Here is an 18804-nt window from a genome sequence, read left to right as displayed (position 1 = left end):
CTATGGACATCTACGGGACAGATTATACACTGCCCCTTAAGCCTCCCCCTCAGCGCAGGGAAATGACCGTCCAGCCTCGTTTTTCGGCATGCACGCGCAAGGTTGCATCGGGATCGACGGCAACCGGACAGCTCACCTTGGACAACAGCGGGAGGTCGTTCAGGGAATCACTATAGAACCATGTTTTCTCAAAGCTTTCCCAACCCTGACCGCGTTCCGCCAGCCAGCTTTCCATGCGCACAACCTTGCCGTCGCGGAAACTGGGCACACCTGCGACATTGCCCGTGAATTCGCCATCCTTTTCTTCCGGATCGGTGGCGATCAGATGCTCGATGCCGAACTCACGCGCGATGGGAGCCGTCACGAAGCTGTTGGTGGCAGTGATGATCACGCACACGTCGCCCGCCGACTTGTGCTTCGCGACCAGGGCTCGCGCCTTGTCGCCCATCATGGGGCGCACCTTGCGCCGCATGAATTCCTGATGCCACTCGTCCAGCAACTTCCGCGCGTGCCGCGACAAGGGTTTGAGCTGGAAATCGAGAAACTCGGAGATATTCAGCGTACCCGCCTTGTATTGTTCGTAGAACGCAAGGTTCTTTGCCTCGAACAGCTCGCGGTCCAGCACGCCCTGCTCGATCAGGAACTGCGACCACTCGAAGTCGCTGTCGCCGCTCAGCAGGGTATTGTCCAAGTCGAATAAAGCCAGATTCACTACTTTCTCCCAAATTAAAGAAGCCAGGCGTGCTGCATGGCCTGGCTTCCGAACAACCGTTACTTGATGACTTTAGAACGCGTAAGCGATACCGACCGAGATCACCGGGTAGTACCTGAAGTTCTTCAGGCTGTTCTCCAAGTCTGCCTGTGCAGTCGCATCGGCTGCAGCATTGCCGCTGCCGCTGACGGATGCTTTAGGCTGCCCCTGGAACAGGACGCCGAAATCGGAATTGAAGGAAAACCCGCTGTTCTTCGGTTGACCGCTCCAGCCGAACCCCAGGTAGGGTGCAACCTTGTTGAAGGTCACGGAAGAATTCAACGTGCCGGTATAAGGATTGCCGTTAAGCGTATATTGACCAACGGAAGTCATCTCGACTTTATTGTTGTTGTAGACCAAGCCTGCCGTAAGGTGTGTCACGCCACCAAACAGGTGCCAGTCAGCCAGCAGGTCGGCACTGGAAAGCTTCAGATTGCCGTTGTAATTCACCGTACCCGAGGTAGTGGAATAGGTCTTGCTGAACTGATTGAAACCCACGCGTGCCACTACCGAATCGGTCGCCTGGAATCCCAGCCCCAGGCCATAGCCCAAAGTAGAGATGCGCGCTTCGATACCGGTACCCGCAAATGCCGGAGCCGACATCGCCGCCAACATTGCTGCCAATAGAATTTGCTTCTTCATAAAGTTTTCCCCAATTTTTAAGATTGAAATCACGTTCTTGTTTTTTTGACACACCCTCCACGTTCAATTCTCGCAGATTTGACAGAAGCCGACTACCCTGGCTGATCGTTGCGCATCACCTCTTTCAACAGCGGCACGGATGCGGCACGCTTCAGGCGCAGGCAAAGCTCATCCAGAGCATCCAGCGTCGCCAGCAAGGCTGGCAGGTCGCGGCGACCATGCCGCAACAGATAGGTGGTAACCTCGGTCGTCAATTCGAAACCCCGCGCCATGGCGTGTTGTTCCAGTGCCTGCGCTTTCTCGGTATCGTTCAGCGCATGCACCTGATACACCAGGCCCCAGCCCAGGCGGGTGCGCAGGTCTTCGCGCAACGACAGGAATGCGGGAGCCTGCCTGCCGCCCACCAGCAGCATGCCGCCGTTCTCGCGCTGGCGGTTATACAGGGCGAACAATGCGACTTGAGCCTCATCGTCCAGTTTCTCGACATCGTCGACCGCGACCACCTGTGCGGCCTCCGGCACTGCACCACAGGTACAGATCGCCGATTGTCCAGATGCCAGCGCCAGTCCGGCCGATGCTTGCAGCAGATGGCTCTTGCCGCCCCCCGCATCGCCCCAGACATACAGCATGCGCTCACCCTGAGTGCCAGCGAGTGCATGACGCAAAGCCGAAAGCAACTCGACGTTGCGTCCGACAACGAAGTTCTCCAGCGTGGGGATCCATTCGGGGGCTATGCCCAATAGCATTTGCGTCATGGCTCGTCGTATATCTCACTCATTCAGGCAGGGAACATCGCGGCACGCCCTGCAAAACGACGGCCCTGACCGGCCGCTGTACGGCAGCAAAGCGGGAAGAGGTCATTTCGGGTAAAATCCGCGGCTTAAAAACGTGCGGCACTGTATTCCAATTTCATTTCAAAGGTCAAACCAGGCGACGACGAGCGAACGACGAAGGCAGTGCAGTTGCCGTTCCAACACGGTGGGGCGTAGCCCTTAGGTGCGGGAGGAACGGCCATGCAACGGCTCCCGCAATCGGCTGGCTTCGCCAGTAACGTGTCGCCGTTGCACAGCAAGGAGTGAGCAATAACCAGGGACTTGGCTGTTGTCTTTTGACAGCCTAGTCAAATGGCTAGGCAACGACGTTTCACCGAAGAAATGGGATTGGAATTCCCTTTTAGAAAGAGAGAACTTAAATTGAGCACCCCTTCCAACAGTCTTTCCTACCGCGATGCGGGCGTCGATATCGATGCTGGTGACCAACTGGTCGAGAACATCAAACCTTTTGCCAAGCGCACCATGCGCCCCGAAGTCCTGTCCGGCATCGGCGGCTTCGGCGGTCTGGTCGAGATCTCGAAGAAGTTCAAGGAGCCGGTGCTGGTGTCCGGCACCGACGGCGTCGGTACCAAACTCAAGCTGGCGTTTGAACTCAACCGCCACGACACCGTGGGCATCGACCTCGTCGCGATGAGCGTGAACGACATCCTGGTGCAGGGCGCCGAGCCGTTGTTCTTCCTCGACTACTTCGCCTGCGGCAAGCTCGACGTGCCGGCCGCCACCGAAGTCATCAAGGGCATCGCCAAAGGCTGCGAAGATTCCGGCTGCGCGCTGATCGGCGGCGAGACCGCCGAGATGCCCGGCATGTACCCTGTCGGCGAATACGACCTGGCCGGCTTCGCGGTCGGCGTGGTGGAAAAAAGCAAGATCATCACCGGCGAGCACATCGCCGCTGGCGACGTGGTGCTCGGCCTGGCCTCCAACGGCGCTCACTCCAACGGTTATTCGCTGGTGCGCAAGATCATCGAACGCAGCAAGCCCGACCTGAACGCCAAATTCGACGGCGAGCGCACGCTGGCCGACTGCATCATGGCACCCACCCGTCTGTACGTGAAGCCGATGCTGAGCCTGATGGCAAAGATCACGGTGAAAGGCATGGCGCACATCACTGGCGGCGGCATCACCGAAAACGTGCCGCGCGTGCTGCCCGCCAACGTGGTTGCCGACATCGACAGCAAGACCTGGCAGATGCCCAGGCTGTTCCACTGGCTGCGCGAGGGCGGCAATGTCGAAGCGCAGGAAATGTTCCGTACCTTCAATTGCGGCATCGGCATGGTGGTCGTGGTCAGCGCGCAGGATGCGGATGCGGCGATCGGGCACCTGCGATCCGTCGGCGAGACGGTCTCGCGCATCGGCGTCATCCGCACACGCAACGGCGGCGAACACCAGACACAAGTCCGCTGAGCCGTGAAACGCATCGTCATCCTCATCTCGGGACGCGGCAGCAACATGCAGGCTTTGCTGGAAGCGAACCTCCCTTGCCGGATCGCGGCGGTGATCAGCAATCGTGCCGATGCGCAGGGTTTGGAGATCGCCCGCATGCACGGTATCCCGGTCGCCGTGATACCGCACAACAACTATCCCGACCGTGCCGCCTTCGATGCTGCGCTGGCCGAAATCATCGACAGTTACGCGACCGACCTTGTCGTGCTGGCCGGCTTCATGCGTATCCTGACGGCAAATTTCGTCGAACGTTATCGCGGCAGACTCATCAACATCCACCCGTCGTTATTGCCCGCCTACCCCGGCATCGACACTCACCAGCGCGCTTTGCAGGCCGGCACCAGGATACACGGTTGCACCGTGCATTTCGTCACACCCGATCTGGATCACGGTCCCATCATCATCCAGGCGGCAGTGCCGGTTTTGCGCGACGACACGCCGCAGAGCCTGTCCGCTCGCGTGCTGTGCGAGGAACACCGTATCTACCCACAGGCCGTCCGCTGGCTGTGCCGCAACCAGGTGTGGCTGGATGAGATTGGCCGTGTGGCCAGTGACCGTCTGGAACAACCGGGGGCGGCACTCATCTCGCCGGGTCTGGAATAAGCATGCGTACTCTCGTCGCATTCCTTTTATGCTGCATTGCTCCCCCGCTTTTCGCCGCCCCGCCGGCGCAACACATAGAAGCCAGTTTTGAAATATCCACCAAGGGCGTCAAGATCGCCGTCATCACGGAGAAATTCACGCGCATCGGCAACCATTACCGCATCGAAAGCCTGACTCAACCGGTCGGGTTGCTCGCCATGTTCAAGCCCGGTACGCTGTCAGTCGTCAGCGAAGGCGATGTCACCGCACAAGGCTTGCGGCCGCAGAGCTTCGTCTACAAGCACTCGCAGGAAACGCTCAAGAACACAGCAGCGAGTTTCGACTGGAACCAATCCAATCTCATGCTCAGCGACCGCAATGGCCAGCGTTCCGAACCGTTGCCAGCGGCCACACAGGACCGCCTGAGCGTGCAATACCAGTTCCGCTACATCCCGCAACTGCGCGAGCGCAAGGAGCTGACCATGCATATCACCAATGGCAGCAAGATCGACACGCGCCATTACCTGACACATCCGGTACAGATGCTCACCGTCCCGATGGGCACGCTGGAAACGCTGTATCTGAGCACCCCGCCGGAGGCAACAGCGTGGAAGACGGAGATATGGCTGTCAGTCGAGAACGGCAACTTCCCTTGCAAGATCGTAGTGACCGAGGACAATGGCGATCAATTGACACAGGTCCTCACTGCCTTGAGCATCTCCCAGTGAGTTTCAGGCTGGACACTCCGTCGCGCCGCATCGCTTTTGCAATCGGCATCTCCCTGCTGCTGCACGGCCTGATGCTGTGGACCCCGGACATCCATCTGCCGCGTTTCCAGTCCTCGTTGCCGGCATTGACCGCCAGACTCGAAGCTTTGCCTTCGGCTCCTCCCAGACCCAAGGCAAAGCACAAACCAAAAACCAGACCTGCCGCCCCCAAATCTGCTCCAGTCAAGGATCAGTCAGCACAGAACACCGCACTACTGCAATCGCCACCTGCGGCAAGCGCCCCGGTCGCTGCCAGTGCCGTGGCTGCCAGCACTCCAGTCGCAGCCAGCGCGCCCGCGGAAACAGAAACCATTGCAAACGCCAATCAAACCGTCGATAGACCGCCTTTGCCCAAGTACGCTCAGCTCACTTTCGCCATCTATAACGGGACCACCAGCTTCCGCATCGGCGAAGCCGTCCACACGCTGGAGATCAAGGACGGGCATTATGTATTGCAGGCGGTGACGAAGACCGTCGGTCTGGTGAGCCTGTTCAAAAGTTACGAACTCTCCCAGTTCAGTAGCGGCAGCTATAACCAATACGGCCTGCAACCGGAACAGTTTCTCGAAAAACGCATAGAACGATCCGGCACACAGAGTCATGCGGTTGAATTTGACAGAAAGTCGCAGCACGCATTTTTCGCACCCGGTGGCGAAACGCCCCTGCCGCCGGATACCCAGGACATCCTGAGCGTGCTGTACCAGTTTCCGCCACTGGCACATACCGAGATGACCACTGTCTCGGTGTGTAACGGCAAGAAGATCGAACAATACAAGTTCGAGATAGCCGTTGACGAAACGATCGACACTCCGCTCGGCAAGATGCTCACCGTGCACCTGCGCAAGATGCGCGCCCCCGACGAGGAGGGGCTGGATATATGGCTGGCCAGGGAATACCGCTTGTTCCCGGTCAAGCTGCGTTTTATCGAAAGAAATGGCGAAGTCACCGGCGAGGCTGTCATCACCGACATCCGCGTGTCGGATGAACAAGGAGTAAGAAGCAATGCTGTTAACTGAATACCGTCTCGACCTGGTCATACAAGCCCTGCGTGCAGCCCTGAAAATGGAACATCCGTCCGATGCCGTGTTGCGCCATTTCTTCCAGGCCGAACGCATCGGTTCCAACGAACGCTCGCTGGTGGCCGAAACACTGTTCGGCGTGCTGCGCCATCGCCTGTTCCTCGATCATGCCTGCACCCTCGACGACAAAGGACAAGCCACGGCGCGGCGCATGGCCCTGGCCTATTGGGTCAGGTTCGGCGGCTACAACCTGCGCGAACTGGAGCCGCTGCTCAAACCCAAGGAAGCTGAATGGCTGGGCAAAGTGAAGAGCATCGACGCAAACGCTCTGCCGCTTTCCATCCAGGCGGAATTGCCTGAATGGATCGTCGAAAAACTGCGCCCGCAACACAGCGACGACGAAATCCTTGCGCTGGGTCGCTCCATGCAACAGTCCGCCCCGCTCGATCTGCGCGTGAACACGCTGCTCGCCGGACGCAACGAAGTGCTGCAATCCCTGCAAGCCGAAGGCATGGATGCTCAGGCGACACCTTATTCACCGATTGGCATCCGCCTCAAATACAAACCGGCGCTGAACAAACACGCATTGTTCCTCACCGGCAAATTCGAAGTGCAGGACGAAGGCAGCCAGCTGCTGGGGATATTGCTCGCGCCGAAACGCAACGACATGGTGGTGGATTTCTGCGCCGGCGCGGGCGGCAAGACGCTGATGCTGGGCGCAATGATGAATTCTCAGGGCAGGCTGTATGCATGGGACGTTTCGGAAAAACGGCTCACCAACCTGAAGCCGCGTTTGAAACGTTCCGGGTTGAGCAACGTGCAGCCGCAGCTCATCGCCCACGAAAACGACAACAAGGTAAAAAGACTGGCCGGCAAGATCGACCGCGTGCTGGTGGATGCACCGTGCAGCGGGCTGGGAACGCTGCGCCGCAATCCGGATCTCAAGTTCCGCCAGTCGGCTCAGAGCGTGGCCGAACTCAACGAGAAACAGGCGGCGATCCTCGCTTCGGCTGCGCGTCTGCTGAAACAGGGTGGCCGTCTGGTCTATGCCACCTGCAGCCTGCTGCATGAAGAGAACCAGGCCATCGTGCAGGCATTCCTGGCGGCTCACCCCGATTTCACGCTGGTACCTGCAAGCGATGTGCTGCGGCAGCAACACATCGATCTGGCGATGGGCGACTACTTGCAACTCACCCCTCAATATCACAATACTGACGGATTCTTCGCCGCCGTGATGGAACGTAGAAACGCGTAACAATGGCTTATGCCGCTTGACACAGGAAAATCCAATTTATGAAATAATCGACCGGCAAAATGCTGAGCTGGAGAGTCGCTCGAATCAGAACAAAAAATCTCACTGGAAAGCACATGAAAAAAATAACAATATGCAGCTGGATGCTGCTTTGCATGTTGCTTGCCTCGCCGCATGCCAATGCGTCCGGCACCGGCGAAGCAAACTGGCCCGAACTCAGCCTGGGCGACTTGATGAAAGTCGGCATCGAGACTGCCTCCCGCAAAAGCCAGTCAGTCTCCAACACGGCTGCCGCCGTATTCGTCATCTCGGCATCGGACATTAAACGCTCCGGTGCCTTGTCCATACCTGAAGCATTGCGGCTGGCACCGGGAGTCGAAGTCGCCAAAGTGAGCAATAACAGATGGGCTGTCACCATACGCGGTTTCAATGGCCGCATGGCCAACAAACTGCTGGTTCTGGTCGATGGCCGTTCGATCTACAGCTCGCTTTATGGGGGAGTGATCTGGGAAGCTGAAAATATCCCGCTCGAAGAGATCAGCCGTATCGAAGTCATACGCGGTTCAGCGGGGCTTGCCTGGGGTTCCAATGCAGTCAATGGCGTAGTCAACATCATCACCAAGCGAGCGCAAGACACTTCCGGCTGGCTGGTCGATAGCCATGCCGGGACTTCGACCGGGAAAGCCGGACTGGCGGTGCGCTACGGCATGAAAATGGAAGATGGATCGGCCTTTCGCATCACTGCCAACGACCAGCAGCGCGATGGCGGCAAGGAACTCAACGGCATGGATGCCCCCGATTATTGGAACGATACTTCACTGACCTTCCGCTACGACAAGCCGGTCAATATCGACACACGCTGGCTTTTCACCGGACGTGTCTTCGAAACCAAATCTGCCGACCCCTGGCTCATCCCCACTTTCGACGCGGCGGCAACATACAATCTTGCCCAGTACGGCACGGCACGGCTTGTCCCCTACATTTCGACACAGAATGGCGGCGACCTGCTTGGGCGTTTCGAGAAATCGACAGATGGCGGCGGCGAAGTACGCATCCAGTCCTATATTGAGGAATATCGAGGATCGGTCGTCGGTGCTTACGACAATCACACGACGATGGATATCGACGCCCAGCATCGTTTTCCTCTCGGGGATGCGCATGACATCGTATGGGGCGGCAATTACCGCCAGAGCAGACACCGGGACACCATGGGATCGACCGGTTTCCTGACCTCATCGCGCCCGGACATCACCGTCAGTCTGGCCAGCATCTTCGCGCAGGATGAATGGACGCTGATCCCGCACCGCTTCAGTTTCCAGGCAGGTGTACGGATCGAGAACCAGACCTTCGGTGGAACGTCTCCGCAACCCTCGATCCGCATGCTGTGGACGCCGTCAGAACGGCAATCGTTCTGGCTTGCCTGGTCGAAGACGGTACGTTCGCCAAGCGTAGTCAACCGCACCATCGGCGCTTATCCGGGAGCCATGCAACCATCAGCCTCGGTCCCGTTGCCGACACTGATTTACGCCGCCCCCGGCGAGCAGGCCAGCTTCGGCAACGAGAAAGTCCACACCATCGAGGCCGGTCATCGGGCTCAGTGGACGCCGACCTTCTACTCCGACCTCACTGTCTATGTCAGCCATTACGACGGCATCTTCGACACCATGTCCGGCACGTCGATGACCACCAACAACCCCGGCGTTGCCGGCGCGTTGGGCATTTCCGTGGATCCGGCCTGTACCGCAGCACTGACCAACTTCGGATTGGCCGCAGGCTCACCCGGATTGTGCATGACCATGCCGAGAGGGAATGCCGAGTCGGTGCGCACGCGCGGCATCGAGCTATCCACCGAGTGGAATCCCCTGCCCGACTGGCGTTTGCAGGTCAACGCTTCGCGCATGTGGCTGGACGGTGGCCCCAACAACAACGGCGTCGTGTATGGTAATAGTCCGAACTATCAGGGTTCGATTCGCTCCTCGTACGATATCACCGAGGAACGCCACTTCGATCTCTGGTGGCGCAGGATCGGCGGCCTTTCCAACACCGGGTACATTTCCGGCTTGCCTGGTACGATGCCCATCAATGCCAGGACCGAGCTGGATCTGCGCTATTCCGAACAGGTGAACGAGGCACTCGAACTTTCGCTCACCTTGCAGAATCTGCTTTCCGGAAATCAGCTTCAGATATATCCGGATTACATGCCGTCTCTCCCGGTCGTGCCGCAACGCACGATCTACCTGAAAGCGCTATGGCACGTTCACTGAACAATCGCCCCTCCTGAACCCATGAGAGACACTGCGCGATTCCTTCTGCTGTTGTTCCTGCTCACGGGTTTGGGTACGCAAGCCTGTCGCGCAGAACTCACGGAGTTGCAGATCGAATCGGCCTACGTGTTCAATTTCATCAAGTTTGCAGAGTGGCCTGCGGACACACTCAAATCCGGGGACAAGATCCGGCTGTGCGTGCTGGGAAACAGCGAGCTGCATGCTTCGCTATCCACACTCAACGGGCGCAAGGCTGGAGCGTACGAATTGCAGGTCATGCCGCACAGCGACGGCAGCGACGGTTTCAGTTCGTGCCATGCGCTGTATATCGAAGACCAGGAACAGCACCGACTTGTTCCCATCCTCAAGTCGCTGGGGAGCAGGCCCGTTCTGACCATCTCGGACATACCGAACTTCGCCGAACGCGGAGGCAACATCGGGCTGATCTACCGCGACGACAAGGTACTGTTCGAGATCAACCTCGCATCGACCCGAAAAGCGGGATTGCGCCTGTCCAGCCAGATGCTCAATCTGGCTGCGAACATTTTCGGGAGATGAACCTCATGAGAATCCTGCCGAATCTGTCCAACTGGTCGCTAAGCAGGAAGCTTGTCTTCCTGATCATGCTGAGCAGCACGATCTGCCTGCTGGTCAGCCTTACGGTGCTGTTCGGAAGTTCTTTGCGCAGCAGCTACAAGGAAACTTTGCAGCAGCTTTCCAGCCTCTCCGATATTCTGGCCGAGAACGCTCAAGCCGCATTGATATTCGAGGACCGCGATGAAGCCAGGCGCCTGCTTGATGCGCTGCAGCAGCACCGCGAGATCGATGCGGCCTGGTTGCTGGATGCAAAGGGCGATCCTTTGGCCGCATGGAACCGCCATGGCGCAGTCAAGACGGCTCCTGCAGACTACCGGACCGATGCCAAACAAATACGTTCGGAATTCTGGTCGAGGAACGCCGAACTCTATCGCCCGGTGATGCGCGGCGAAGATCGTATCGGATATGTTCTGCTGCATGCCGACCTCACCGACAACTGGAACAGCCATCTTGCCGACCTTGAAACGGGACTGATCGTCGCCGCCCTGTCGCTGCTGGCGGTCTATTTTCTGGCAACCCGGTTGCAAAACGTCATTTCGCGACCGATCAGGAACGTTGCCGATACTGCCCGGACCATTGCCGACAACAAATCCTATGAACTGCGGGTCCCGCAGCATTCAAACGACGAGATCGGCGACCTGACCCTGGCGTTCAACCATATGCTGAGCGAAATCCAGGATCGCGACGAGAGCCTGCTTCGCCATCAAGACAGGCTGGAAAAAGAAGTGGTGAAACGCACGGAAGAACTTGCCAGGACCAATGATGAACTGGCGCTGGCGGCGAAAATGTCAACTCTCGGTTACTGGGAATATGACGTCCTTGCCAGGGAATTCACGTTCAACGACCAGTATTATTCGCTGCATTTCACCACCGCCAGTGAAGTCGGCGGATACCGTCTGTCGTATGAGGACTTTGCCAAACGCTTCATCCATCACGAGGATACCCAGCGCATCAGCGACCACATCCAGTTCGAACTGGATTCCAGCGAAGCGGATTTCGTCGTGGAGACCGAGATCCGAACCCTGTGTGCAGACGGCAGCATGCGCTGGATGAGGATCCGTTTCAAATCCCAAAGCGACGAGCATGGACGCAAATACAAGCTGACCGGCGTCAGCCAGGACATCACCGAAAAAAAGCGCTCGGAGGAGACGATCTGGCAACAGGCCAACTTCGATCCGCTCACCGGCCTGCCCAACCGCCGCATGTTCCAGGACAGGCTGGAACACGAGATCAAGAAATCCAACCGCGAGGGGTTGCCGCTGGCATTGATGTTCATCGATCTCGACAAGTTCAAAGAAGTCAACGACACCCTGGGACACGACAAGGGCGATATCCTGCTGGTCGAGGCGGCGCAACGCATCTCGGGTTGCGTGCGCGAGTCGGATACCGTTGCCAGATTGGGCGGAGATGAATTCACCGTCATCCTGTCGGAACTGGATGACGCCAACAGCATCGAGCGCATCGCGCAAGCCATCATCCAGGCCCTGGTTGCGCCATTCCTGCTGGCCGAAGAGGTCGCGTTCGTCTCTGCCAGCATCGGCATCACGCTCTATCCCAATGACGCGCCCAATCTGGAACTGCTGATGAGCAATGCCGACCAGGCCATGTACGCCTCGAAGAGCGCCGGACGCAACCGCTTCAGTTATTTCACGCCCAGCATGCAGGCAGCCGCATTGAACCGCATGCACCTCATCAACGATCTGCGCGATGCACTTTCCAGAAACCAGTTTCGCCTGCATTACCATCCCATCGTCGAGCTGAGCAGCGGCAACATCCACAAGGCAGAGGCGCTGATCCGCTGGGACCACCCTGTGCGAGGACTGATCAATCCGGCCGAGTTCGTCGCACTGGCAGAAGAGTCTGGAATGATCGTCGAGATCGGCGACTGGGTATTCAGGGAATCGGTCCGCCAGGTGCTGCGTTTGCGCGAGGAACACCACCCCGAGTTCCAGATCAGCGTGAACAAATCGCCGATCCAGTTCCGCAACGACGACCGCTATTTCCGCGATTGGCTGCCTCATTTGCAGCAACTGGGCTTGCCCGGCGAATGCATCACGATCGAGATCACCGAAGGTCTGCTGCTGGATGCGACAGAGAGCGTGCAGGCAAAACTGCTCGACTTGCGCGATGCCGGCATCCAGGTCGCGCTGGACGATTTCGGTACGGGTTATTCTTCCCTTTCCTACCTCAAGAAATTCGATATCGACTACATCAAGATCGACCGCAGTTTCGTGCGCAACCTGACGGCCACATCGGACGACATGGTATTGTGCGAGGCAATCATCGTGATGGCACACAAACTCGGACTAAAGGTAATCGCCGAAGGCATAGAGACAGCCACCCAGCGCCACCTGCTAACAGCGGCGGGATGCGATTATGGACAAGGCCATTTCTTCTCCCGCCCGCTCCCGTCGCACGAGTTCGAAAGCATGCTCAAGAATCCGATACGGCAGGCCTAGTGCAGCGCCAGATTGACCCTGCCCAAGTCGTCTTCCACCAACCCGCCCACCGCCGCCTTCAGGCTTAGCTGGCTGACCAGGTAGTTGTATTGCGCCTGGTACAGGTCGCGCCGGGTCGAGAACAGCTGCTGTTGCGCATTGAGCACGTCGAGGTTGGTGCGCACGCCCACCTGCTGTCCCAGTTTGCTCGCTTCCAGCAGGCTTTCGCTGGATTTCAATGCCTGTTGCAACGCCTGCACCTGCGAGATGCCGCTGACTACGCCAAGATACGCCTGGCGCGTCTGCAGTTCGACGTTGCGGCGGGCGTTCTCCAGGTCCTGTCTGGCCTTCTCGCGGTTGGCTTCGGCTTCGCGCCATTTGGACTGGATGGCGCCGCCCTGGAACAGCGGCATATTGAGCTGGACGCCGATGGCGGTGCTGCGCGTGTCGGTGGCGCCGAAGGTGCCGCCGCCGGTGGTGTTCTTGTTGTAGTTGGCCACCAGGTCGACGGTGGGCAGGTGGCCGCCGCGGTTGCGGTCGACTTCGCGGTCGGCGATCTCGGCCGCGGCCTGGGCCATGGCGATCTGGTAGTTGCCGTGCCGGGCGTCGTCTACCCATTTCTGTATGTCGGCCGGTACCGGGGCTTCCAGCTTGAAGCCGGGGCCGAGGTCGTTGAGTGTACCGACGTTGCCATTGACCAGTTGCTGCAGGCTGCGGCGCTTGATCTCGAGGTTGTTGGCGGCGTTCAGCTCCTGGGCGACGATGAGGTCGTAGCGGGCCTGGGCTTCATAGGTGTCGGTGACGGTGGCGGTGCCGACTTCGAAGTTGCGCTTGGCCTGTTCCAGTTGTTCGGAGATGGCGGTCTTCTGGGCGGCGGTCAGCTGGACGTTGTCCTGGGCGATGAGGACGTCGAAGTAGGCCTGGGCGCTGCGCAGGATGAGGTCTTGTTCGGCCAGTTTGAACTGGGCTTCGGAAATCGCCACTTGCAGTTCGGATTCGTTGTACAGGGCCCAGTTCTGTTCGCGGAACAGGGGTTGCACGAGGGTGGCGCCGTAGCCGTGGCTGTTGTATTGCTGGTTGCCGCCGTAGGGGGCGAGGAAGGAGCCGGGGGCGTAGGTGGTGGTGACGTTGTTCTTGGTGGTGTTGGCGTTGAGGCTGACGCTGGGCAGCAACAGGGAGCGGCCCTGGGTGAGTTTCTCCTCACCTGCCTGCTGGCTGGCCCGGGCGGCGGCGAACACGGCGTCCTGGCTCTGCGCCGCGTGGTAGATGTCGAGCAGGTCGGTCGCGCCTGCCAGCGGGGTGATGCCCAGCGACAGGAATACGCTCGCCGTCAATTTCGAATATCTCATCGCACGTTCTCCGATCTTCATATCATTTACTCATCTGGGCACTGGATTGTGCCGGCATGAAGCTTTTCACCCTGGCACGCAGCCATTCGATCAGGTCATCCACATAGGTGAACACCACCGGGATCACCAGCAGGCTCAGGAAAGTGGAAGTGATCAGGCCACCGATCACCACGATCGCCATCGGCGAGCGGAAGCTGCCGTCTCCCACGCCGAGATCGAGCGCCACCGGCAGCATGCCCGCGCCCATCGCCATGGTCGTCATCACGATGGGACGTGCGCGTTTCTTGCAGGCGTCCAGCAATGCCTCGCTGCGGTTCATGCCGCGCTCGCGCCGCGACACGATGGCGTATTCCACCAGCAGGATGGAGTTCTTGGTGGCGATGCCCATCAGCATGATGATGCCGATCATCGACGGCATCGAGATCGCTGTGCGCGTCAGGAACAATGCCAGGAACGCGCCGGGAATGGACAGGATCAGCGCCCACAATATCGTGGCGGGCTGCATGAAGTCCCTGAACAGCAGCACCAGCACGATGTAGATGCACAGCACGCCCGTGAACATCGCCAGGCCGAAGCTGGCAAAAAGCTCCTTCATCATTTCCGCATCGCCGATCGGCGCCAATTCGACGCCCGCAGGCATCTGTTTGATGACGGGCAATGCCAGTACGGCAGCCTGCACCTTGCCCAGCGGCTGTCCGGCCAGTTCGATCTCGAAGGAGATGTCGCGCTGGCGATCGTAGCGGTCGATCTCGGCCGGGCCGCTTTCCAGACTCAGCGTCGCCACGTTGCTCAGCATCACCGGGCCGCGCGAGCCCTGCACCACAAGGTGCGACAGCAACTGGATATCCTGGCGCGCATCGTCGCGCAGCTTCACGACGATAGGCAGCTGCCGGTCAGGCAAGTTGAGCTTGGGCAGCGATTGCTCGTAATCGCCATTGGTCGCCACGCGCAGCGCTTCGGCGATCTGGCTGGAAGTCACCCCCAGGTCGGCGGCCTTGGCGAAGTCGGGACGCACCACCAGTTCCGGACGCAAGACGCTGGAATTGGATACCACATTGCCGATGCCCGGGATCTTGCGCAGTTCCTGCCCGACTTTCAGGGCATACTCGCTCAGCACCTCGCCGTTCTCGCTGGTCAGCACGAGCTGGTACTTGTCGGAAGACGAACCCAGACCGACCTTGAAGCGCACGCCGGGCAATACCTTCATCGCCTCGCGCAGCTGGTCCTCGATCTGCTGCTTGCTCAACTTGCGTTCCTGTTTGGACTTCAGCTGTACGGATAGCGTAGCCTTGCGCACATCGGATGTGCCCGCAGGCTCGAATGCATTGCCCCCGGTCGAGCCCGCACCGATGGCGGTATAGACCAGCGTCACATTCGGGTTCTTCATGAGGATGCCGCGAGCCTGTTCGGCCAGGGCATAGGTCTGGTCGAATCTGCTTCCCGGCGGCAGTGTCAGCACCACCTGGGTCTGCGACAGGTTGTCCTTGGGCTGAAAGGCCGTGGGCAGGGTACCGGCCAGCATGAACGAGCCGATGAAGAACACCGCCGTCATTGCCAATGTCTTCAGGCGATTCGCCAGGCACCATTGCGCCCATTTGAGATAGATCTCCAGCCACTTCGGCGTCGCATGCAGGACACGCGGGCGCAGGAAATAAGCCGACATCATCGGCGTCAGCAAGCGCGCCACCACCAGCGAGAACAGCACGGCGACTGCCGCCGTCCAGCCGAACTGCACGAAGAACTTGCCCGGCACCCCGCTCATGAACGCCGTCGGCAGGAACACCGCCACCAGGGTGAAGGTCGTCGCGATCACCGCCATGCCGATCTCGTCGGCTGCCTCCATCGCCGCCTGGTAGGGAGTCTTGCCCATCTCCAGATGGCGCATGATGTTCTCGATCTCGACGATGGCATCGTCGACCAGCACGCCTACCACCAGCGACAAAGCCAGCAGCGTCACCAGGTTGATGGTGAAGCCGAACACATACATGAGCGCGAACGTGGGAATCACCGCCAGAGGCAGAGCTGTCGCCGCCACGATGGTGGCACGTGTGTTGCGCAGGAAGAAGATCACCACGATCACAGCCAGCAACGAACCCTCGAAGATCATCTCCATCGAACCCTTGTAGGTCTCGTACACGTGATCGATGGTATTGAACACGCGCTCGACCTTGACCTGCGGATGCGTCTGCTTCAGGGTCTCCAGAGCATTGGCCACACCCTGCCCCACTTCGACATCGCTGGCCCCGAGCGAACGGATGATCTCGAACCCGACCACTTCCCTGCCGTTGAGCAGCGCGGCCGCGCGGCGTTCGGCGATGGAGTCGCTGACATCGGCCACCTGGTCGAGGCGGATACGGCGGCCGTCGCGGATGCTGATCTCCATCTGCGCCAGCTGCTCTGCGGTCTTCACCGTCGCCAGCGTGCGCACGGTCTGCTCGATCCCGCCGAGATCGGTACGTCCGCCCGGCGCTTCCTGCTGGATCTTGAACAGCTGGCTGGATACCTCGGCAGCCGTGATGTTCAATGCCTGCAACCTGGCCGGATCGAGCTCGACGCGCACCTGCCGCGTCACCCCGCCGACACGATTGACCGCTCCGACGCCTTTCACACCCAGCAACAGCTTGGTGATGTTGTTGTCGACGAACCAGGACAGCTCCTCCTCGGTCATGTCCGGATCGGAGATGGCATAGGTCACGATCGGCTTGCTGCTAAGCTCCACCTTGGTGATGACCGGATCGAGCATCTCCTTGGGCAGGTCGCTGCGGATGCGCGTGACGGTGGAACGCACATCTTCCAGCGCCTCGCGCGAATCGCGTTCCAGCCGGAACTCGGCGGACACGATGGCGGTGCCGTCCGTGATGTGGCTGTAGATGTGCTTCAAGCCTTGCGAACTGGCCAGCGCGTTCTCGATCTTGCGCGCCACTTCCGCTTCCAGCTGGTCGGGCGATGCGCCCGGCATCGTTGCCGTCACGGTGACCATCGGCAGGTCGATATCCGGGAAAAGCTGGATCTTCATGGCCTTGAATGCCATCACGCCCAGGAACGTGAGCATGACGAAGCCAAGCACGGCCGGAATGGGGTTGCGTATGGACCAGGCGGATACGTTCATGTTCAGCCTTTCACCACTTGAACGGTATCGCCTTCGGTCAGGAACGCGCCGCCGCTCTCGACCACCGGTTCATTCGGCTTCAATCCCTGCTTGATCTCGATGCGGTCGCCATTGCGCTGCCCGACCTTGACCTCGCGTTCGTGCACATGGCTATCCGCACCCACGACCAGCACGAAAGTCATGCTGCCGCGCTGCATGACGGCCGATTGCGGCAACGACAGCAAAGGCTTTTTGCCGCTGATATCGAACGTGCCGTGTGCGAAAAGCCCGGCGATGATCCCCGTGCTGTCCGCCAGACTGACCAGCGCGTATCCATAGCGCGTCTGCAGATTCACCGCAGGGGAGATGGCGCGCACCGTGCCCTTGATGACGCGGCCTTCGCCCACGCCGATCTCCGCCAGCATGCCCTTGCGCAGCAGCATCAGTTCGTCTGCCGTCAGTTCGGCGCGCCATTCCAAGCGTCCGCCACGGATCAGGCGGAAGAGTTCCATGCCCGGCTGGGTCATGGAACCGGAATTGGCGTTGGCCGCCGAGATGACGCCGTCATAGGGTGCGACGATGCGTCCCTGTGCGGAATGCGAGACTGCCGGGTCGTTGCTGAGGCGGGCAAAGTTATCCAGCGTCACCAGCACATCGCCTTGCTTCACATGGTCGCCGATACTGGCCTTCACCTCGGCGATACGCACGCCCTGCACCTGCGCGGTGATGATGGCCTCCTGCCAGGGCAGAATGCTGCCGGAAGCCTCCAGCGAACGCCCCCATTTGTCTTCGCGCAACATCGTGGTACGCACGGTCAGTGCGGGGTTGCTTACTGCAGGTGCGGCCTGTTCGGCACTGGATCTGTTGCTGCCGGCGAACCAGGCGATTGCGCCGATCGCTATCAGTGCGATCACTGCGCCCTTGAATATCTTTGGATCAGGTTTGCTGTTCGTGCTCATTGTTCTTGTTCCTTCTAAAGCGTTCGATCTGTATCACTGCGCGTGGATTTTGCGGCGCGTCTATTTCTTTGCCCGCCCGGCCTGGGTGCGACGCTGTCGCTCCGCCTCGATCAAAGCCATCGCGTATCCCACCAGACGCTGCGCCATCGTTTCCCTGGCCTTCTGCCCTTCGAGCAGGTGCGGTGCGAAGTTGTCGACGGCTGTGCGATTGTGGAAATAGACCGTCGCCAGACCGATCACACCGAAGGTCAGCCTGTCCACCTCTGCATCCGGTTTCTTCAACCCGAACTCGCGGCACAACAAGGCCTGCATCTTTTCGTGGTTCGGACGGAATGCCTGCAACATGGCATCGCCTAACACGCCGCTAGGCTCGGCTTCCTCGCGCGCATGCAGGCGCATGAAGAGCTGCTGCATCGGGTCTTCCTCTGCGGTCGCCGGGAACAGCCAGCCATAGAACGACCGCAACGCTTCCTGCAACGAAGCCTGCGCGATGTCCAGCGTAGCGAACGTATTGCATTCATTCAGGAAAGGCAGGCGAAAAACCTCGCGATAAAGCTCCGCCTTGTCGCCGTAGTAATAATGGATGGACGCCAGATTGACCCCGGCACGCTTGCATATCTCGCGCGTGGTCGCCGCGTGGTAGCCGACCTCGGCGAACACCTCGCTCGCCGCCTGCAGCAGGCGCCAGCGGGTCTCTTCCTGCGCGCTCGGTTGATGCCCAAGCAGGCGCTGCGCGGTTTGCAGCAACAGGCAGCGGGTCTCTTTTTTGGCAGTCACATTCAGCCCCGGATCGATTAAAGGATGAGGCAAGATAATTCAG

General features: G+C 59.5%; 15 protein-coding genes. 8 read left to right on the top strand and 7 right to left on the bottom strand.

Annotated elements, in window-relative coordinates; genetic code table 11:
- Positions 1-49 precede the first annotated feature (49 nt).
- From SLIT_RS04720 to hda, 3 genes are all read right to left on the bottom strand, one after another.
- On the bottom strand, positions 50-712 hold the full coding sequence (locus tag SLIT_RS04720) for a histidinol-phosphatase (protein ID WP_013029082.1): 663 nt from the start codon (positions 710-712) through the stop codon (positions 50-52).
- A gap of 72 nt (positions 713-784) precedes the next feature.
- Positions 785-1393, bottom strand: coding sequence for a hypothetical protein (locus SLIT_RS04715; protein ID WP_013029081.1), 609 nt, complete (start codon positions 1391-1393; stop codon positions 785-787).
- A gap of 92 nt (positions 1394-1485) precedes the next feature.
- Positions 1486-2148, bottom strand: a complete 663-nt coding sequence (gene hda / locus SLIT_RS04710; protein WP_041420778.1) for a DnaA regulatory inactivator Hda — start codon at positions 2146-2148, stop codon at positions 1486-1488.
- Between the two features lie 399 nt (positions 2149-2547).
- On the opposite strand from hda, the gene purM reads away from it, so the two are divergent.
- The 8 genes from purM (at position 2548) to SLIT_RS04670 (ending at position 12609) form a co-directional block, all read left to right on the top strand.
- Complete coding sequence (gene purM, locus SLIT_RS04705) at positions 2548-3630, top strand: phosphoribosylformylglycinamidine cyclo-ligase (protein ID WP_013029079.1); 1083 nt, start codon at positions 2548-2550, stop codon at positions 3628-3630.
- Between the two features lie 3 nt (positions 3631-3633).
- Positions 3634-4272, top strand: a complete 639-nt coding sequence (gene purN, locus SLIT_RS04700; RefSeq protein WP_013029078.1) for a phosphoribosylglycinamide formyltransferase — start codon at positions 3634-3636, stop codon at positions 4270-4272.
- A gap of 2 nt (positions 4273-4274) precedes the next feature.
- Entirely contained in the window at positions 4275-4979 is a 705-nt protein-coding gene (locus SLIT_RS04695) for a DUF3108 domain-containing protein (protein ID WP_013029077.1), read from the top strand.
- On the top strand, positions 4976-6034 hold the full coding sequence (locus tag SLIT_RS04690; protein WP_013029076.1) for a DUF3108 domain-containing protein: 1059 nt from the start codon (positions 4976-4978) through the stop codon (positions 6032-6034). The genes SLIT_RS04695 and SLIT_RS04690 overlap by 4 nt, the downstream gene beginning before the upstream one ends.
- On the top strand, positions 6021-7292 hold the full coding sequence (locus tag SLIT_RS04685) for an RsmB/NOP family class I SAM-dependent RNA methyltransferase (RefSeq protein WP_013029075.1): 1272 nt from the start codon (positions 6021-6023) through the stop codon (positions 7290-7292). The genes SLIT_RS04690 and SLIT_RS04685 overlap by 14 nt, the downstream gene beginning before the upstream one ends.
- 113 nt (positions 7293-7405) lie before the next feature.
- The gene (locus tag SLIT_RS04680) at positions 7406-9553 is read left to right on the top strand and encodes a TonB-dependent receptor plug domain-containing protein (protein ID WP_013029074.1); all 2148 of its coding nucleotides are present in this window, start codon (positions 7406-7408) and stop codon (positions 9551-9553) included.
- 21 nt (positions 9554-9574) lie between these two features.
- A complete protein-coding gene (locus tag SLIT_RS04675) occupies positions 9575-10111 on the top strand; it encodes a YfiR family protein (RefSeq protein WP_013029073.1) in 537 nt (178 codons plus the stop codon).
- A 5-nt stretch (positions 10112-10116) separates the two neighbouring features.
- Positions 10117-12609 carry a bifunctional diguanylate cyclase/phosphodiesterase gene (locus SLIT_RS04670; RefSeq protein WP_013029072.1) on the top strand — a complete coding sequence of 831 codons (2493 nt, stop codon included), beginning with the start codon at positions 10117-10119 and terminating at the stop codon, positions 12607-12609.
- On the opposite strand, the gene SLIT_RS04665 is transcribed toward SLIT_RS04670, so the two are convergent.
- Genes SLIT_RS04665 through SLIT_RS04650 form a run of 4 tightly spaced genes read right to left on the bottom strand, consistent with a single transcriptional unit; the run spans position 12606 to position 18761 of the window.
- Entirely contained in the window at positions 12606-13958 is a 1353-nt protein-coding gene (locus SLIT_RS04665; protein WP_223293824.1) for a TolC family outer membrane protein, read from the bottom strand. The genes SLIT_RS04670 and SLIT_RS04665 overlap by 4 nt on opposite strands.
- A 1-nt stretch (position 13959) precedes the next feature.
- Positions 13960-17046, bottom strand: a complete 3087-nt coding sequence (locus SLIT_RS04660; RefSeq protein ID WP_013029070.1) for an efflux RND transporter permease subunit — start codon at positions 17044-17046, stop codon at positions 13960-13962.
- Positions 17047-17048: 2 nt separating this feature from the next.
- Positions 17049-17984 carry an efflux RND transporter periplasmic adaptor subunit gene (locus tag SLIT_RS15095; protein WP_013029069.1) on the bottom strand — a complete coding sequence of 312 codons (936 nt, stop codon included), beginning with the start codon at positions 17982-17984 and terminating at the stop codon, positions 17049-17051.
- Positions 17985-18044: 60 nt separating this feature from the next.
- Positions 18045-18761, bottom strand: a complete 717-nt coding sequence (locus tag SLIT_RS04650) for a TetR/AcrR family transcriptional regulator (protein WP_150102939.1) — start codon at positions 18759-18761, stop codon at positions 18045-18047.
- Positions 18762-18804 lie beyond the last annotated feature (43 nt).

The organism is Sideroxydans lithotrophicus ES-1, assembly GCF_000025705.1.
In the GTDB taxonomy this organism is placed as follows: Bacteria; Pseudomonadota; Gammaproteobacteria; order Burkholderiales; family Gallionellaceae; genus Sideroxyarcus; species Sideroxyarcus lithotrophicus.
The sequence above is the reverse complement of the archived record's forward strand: the minus strand, read 5'-3'. Positions and strand labels throughout refer to the sequence as shown.